Source organism: Actinomadura harenae, from assembly GCF_003696215.1.
In the GTDB taxonomy this organism is placed as follows: domain Bacteria; phylum Actinomycetota; class Actinomycetes; order Streptosporangiales; family Streptosporangiaceae; genus Spirillospora; species Spirillospora harenae.
In genome coordinates, this window is sequence record NZ_RFFG01000229.1 from 1 (window position 1) to 3,709 (window position 3,709).

Below are 3,709 nucleotides of genomic sequence, written 5' to 3' on the forward strand. Positions count from 1 at the left end.
GGCGCGGCGCCGCTGGCCGAGGCGCTGCGGTCCGGCCGCGAGCGCACCGTCATGCTCCCGGTCGGCTCCGCCGCCGAGCGCGACGCGGGCTTGGCGCGCGAGGCCGTGGTGACCGTCCACCCGATGACCCCGGTGGTGCCGGGCGCGGTCGCCTGCCCCGCCGCGCTCGCCGTGATCCGGATGCCGGCGCCGCTCGCCGACCGGTTCGTCGACCCGGCCGTCACCCGCCGCGCGCTCCTCGAGGACGGCCTGCCCCGCATCGGCGCGACCCTCGACCTCGAGCTGCTCGCGCGCGGCCTGATGGACGTCCTCGTCCCGCACTTCTGCAACTCCGGCGCGCTGCTGCTCCTGGAGAGCCTGGTCGACGCCGAGGAGCCGCCCGCGTCCGGCACGCCGCCGCTGCGCCGCATGGCGCTCGCCTCCGACGACCACGACACGGCCTGGGACGCGGCGTTCCCGACCGGCGAGGTGCTGGTCTACCCGGCCGGGACGCCGCACGAGCGGTGCCTGCTGACCGGCGAGCCGGTGCTGACCCTCTACGGCGGCGACGACGCGATGCTGCTCGCCGAGAAGTGGGGCCGCCCGCCGGTCGCCGACCTGCTCAAGGGAACGTCGCTGCTGCTCCTCCCGGTCCGCCTGGACGACTCGGACCGGCCGGGGGCGGCCGGGTTCTTCGTCTGCACCCGCGACACCGCGCACCGCCCGTTCGACGCCTACGACATCGAGATCGGGATGGAGTTCGCGGCCCGCGCCGCCCGGTTCGTGGACGGCGCGCGCCGCTACGGCCGGGAGCGCGCCACCGCGCTCACGCTGCAGCGCAGCCTGCTGCCGACGGGACTGTCCGCGCCGTCCTCGGTGGAGGTGCACCACCGCTACCTGCCGGGCTCGCGGCTGGTGGAGGTCGGCGGCGACTGGTACGAGTCGATCGCGCTGCCCGGCGGGCGCGTCGCGCTCGTCGTCGGCGACGTCGCCGGGCACGGGGTGCGCGCCGCGGTGACGATGGGACGGCTGCGCACCGCGATCCACACCCTCGCCGGTCTCGACCTGCCGCCCGCCGAGGCGCTGGAGCGGCTCGACCTGCTGATGTCCACGCTCGGCGAGCGCGAGCCGCACTTCGCGACCTGCGCGTACGTCGTGTACGACGCGGTCACGGGGCGGTGCGAGGTGGCGAGCGCGGGACATCTGCCGCCGCTGCTGGCCGCGCCGGGCGCGCCCGCGACCTACCTGGACGTCCCGCCGTCCCCGCCGCTCGGCGTCGGCGACGGCCCGGTCGCCAGCCGCGAGTTCACCGTCGAGGACGGCACGCTGCTGTTCCTCTACACCGACGGGCTGGTGGAGAACCGGGGCCGCGACATCGACGACGGGCTGGCCCGGCTGCGCCGCGTCTTCGACGGCCGTGAGCCGGACGGCCCGGCCGCGTCCGGGGCCGGGGCGCCGGCCGCGGGTGGGGCCTCCCTGACGGACCTGTGCGACGGCGCGCTCGGGGGCGTCTTCGACGACCGGCACCGCGACGACATCGCGATGCTCGTCGCGCGGCTGCGCCGCATCCCGTCGTCCCACCACGTGAGCTGGGAGCTGCCCGCCGAGCCCGCCGCGGTGCGTCGCGCCCGCGGGCTGGTGCGCGACCGGCTGGAGCGCTGGGACCTGATGGAGATGGCCGACTCGACGGCGCTGCTGGCGTCCGAGCTGGTCACGAACGCGATCCGGCACGCCGGGGGACGGGTCACGCTGCGCCTGGTCCGCGAGGGCGGGCTGCTGTGCGAGGTGCAGGACTCCTCCGACGGGCGGCCGCGCGTCCACGGGACCTACGAGCCGGACGACTCGGCGCTCACCGAGACCGGGCGGGGGCTGCACGTCGTCGGGCGGCTCGCGCGCCGCTGGGGCGTCCGCCGCACCGCGACCGGCAAGGCCGTCTGGTGCGAGCAGGCGCTCCCCTAGCGGGCGTTCCTCCGGCGGGCCGGCGTGGCACGGCCTAGCGAAGCACCGAGATGTGCACGTGGTCGTAGTGGTTGGCGGTGATGCCGCCGCGGTCGGCCATCGGGCGCCAGCCTTCCGACGCCCGCGCGATGTTCCAGATGTGCTGCTTCCAGATCACGTAGGAGATGCCGAGCCGGGACGCGTTGGCGACGGCGTACGCGGCGACCTGGTCGCCGTGCCGCTGCGCGGACGCGCTCGGCATGGCGCCGCCGGAGCTCTCCATGAAGTCGCAGGCGCGGCCGTCGGCGTGGTCCTGCGCGTCCGCGCCGCCGCGGTAGCAGCCGATCGTGGGGAACGGCCCGAACGTGCCGTCGATCTCCATCACGACGTCCCGCATGGTCGGGGTGACGGTGTTGCCGGTGATCGGGGAGCGGGCGGTGCTGACGCCGTCGGGACGTCCGGACACCTCGGGGCGCGAGCGCGGCGTCGGGTCCTGCACGGGCTTCTTGGCCGGGGCGTTCAGCACCGCGACCTTGGTGCCCTTCGGCAGGATGCCCCGGATCTGCTTCTGCAGCTTGTCCGAGTCGAGTTTCGGGGCGCTGACCAGCAGCGCGTTCCCGTCGGGCATGCCGAGGGCGCGCGCCTGGCCGCGGGACACGACCGCGTCGACGTCCTGGATGCCGAGCGCGGCGTACGCGGCGACGCGCAGCCGTCCGGGGTGGGAGGCGCTGCCCGCCGGGACGACCTGGCCGAGCGGCACCGAGCCGTCCTGGGACATGGTGAACGAGACGGCGAGGCCGCCGGTCGCGATCGTCTGCCAGAGCTGGTCGGACGCGCCGCTCTGCTTCGGCACGAACGCGCGGAAGTCGGACGGGTCGACGCCGAGCAGCCCGACCTGCCGTCCGGCGACCTGGGCGCGCGCGGCGTCCACGACGGTCGCCCCGGCGACGCCCTTGAGCCGCCGCACCCTCGCGACGGCGTCGGGCGGCAGCGTGCCGGTCCCGGCGACGAGCAGGTGCGGCGTCAGCGTGCGGGACAGCGGCGCGACCGTCGGCGGCTTGGGTGCGGCGGCGCCGTCGGCGACGGCGACGAGGCGTCCGGGATCGGCCTGCTCGGGCGAGGCGGCGCCGGAGGCGATGACGGCGACGTTGGCGGCCAGCGTGGCCGTGACGGCCGCGCCGACGACGGCGGGCAGGGCGCGTCCGCGTCTCCGGTCATGCCCGAGCCTGCGCATGCGACGCGGTCCGCGCCCGCGCTTCCGTCCAGGTCCGTGCTCGCGTCCCGTCCAGCGCACCCCGACCGCCGTTCTTCGTGAATCACACCTAGACGGGCATCGTAGACATTCGGGTGGCGTGTGATCCAGTAGGAACCGTTGGGGTCAGAGGTGGCGGGGGTTTCAGTCCCACCAGAACGACCACCACGTCTTGCCGCGGATCTCCTCGGCGTACCCGGCGAGCGTGCCGGGCCCCTGGAAGAGGATGTCCGGGCAGAACGCCCAGTGCTCGGCGGCGACCTGGACCGCGTGACGGGTCGTGACGGGGGGCGCCGCGACGCTCAGCTCGAGGGTGTTGAAACCGAGGCCGACGACGCGCGCGCCGAACCGGTCCTCCCAGCCGCGGACGACGGCGGCGAGGGGCGCGATCCACTCGTTGTGGTTCAGGGCGCCCTGCCAGCCGATCGCCGCGAGCGCGTCCGCGCCGCGCTCGACCGCGACCAGGCCGAGCGACAGGCCGCGCGCGGCGAGGACGCGGGCGTGCCGGTCGGCGGCGGCGTCCGGGTCGTCCAGGGCCGG

General features: G+C 76.0%; 3 protein-coding genes. 1 reads left to right on the top strand and 2 read right to left on the bottom strand.

What is annotated here, in order from left to right; all coding sequences use genetic code 11:
• On the top strand, nt 1–1,938 hold a 1,938-nt coding region (locus EBO15_RS42890), incomplete at its 5' end, for an ATP-binding SpoIIE family protein phosphatase (protein ID WP_122200156.1).
• A 34-nt stretch (nt 1,939–1,972) separates the two neighbouring features.
• Here EBO15_RS42890 and EBO15_RS42895 read toward each other — a convergent pair.
• Both EBO15_RS42895 and EBO15_RS42900 read right to left on the bottom strand, forming a co-directional pair.
• Nucleotides 1,973–3,151, bottom strand: a complete 1,179-nt coding sequence (locus EBO15_RS42895; RefSeq protein ID WP_122200157.1) for a hypothetical protein — start codon at nt 3,149–3,151, stop codon at nt 1,973–1,975.
• A 162-nt stretch (nt 3,152–3,313) separates the two neighbouring features.
• On the bottom strand, nt 3,314–3,709 hold a 396-nt coding region (locus tag EBO15_RS42900; RefSeq protein ID WP_147481921.1), incomplete at its 5' end, for a DUF4253 domain-containing protein.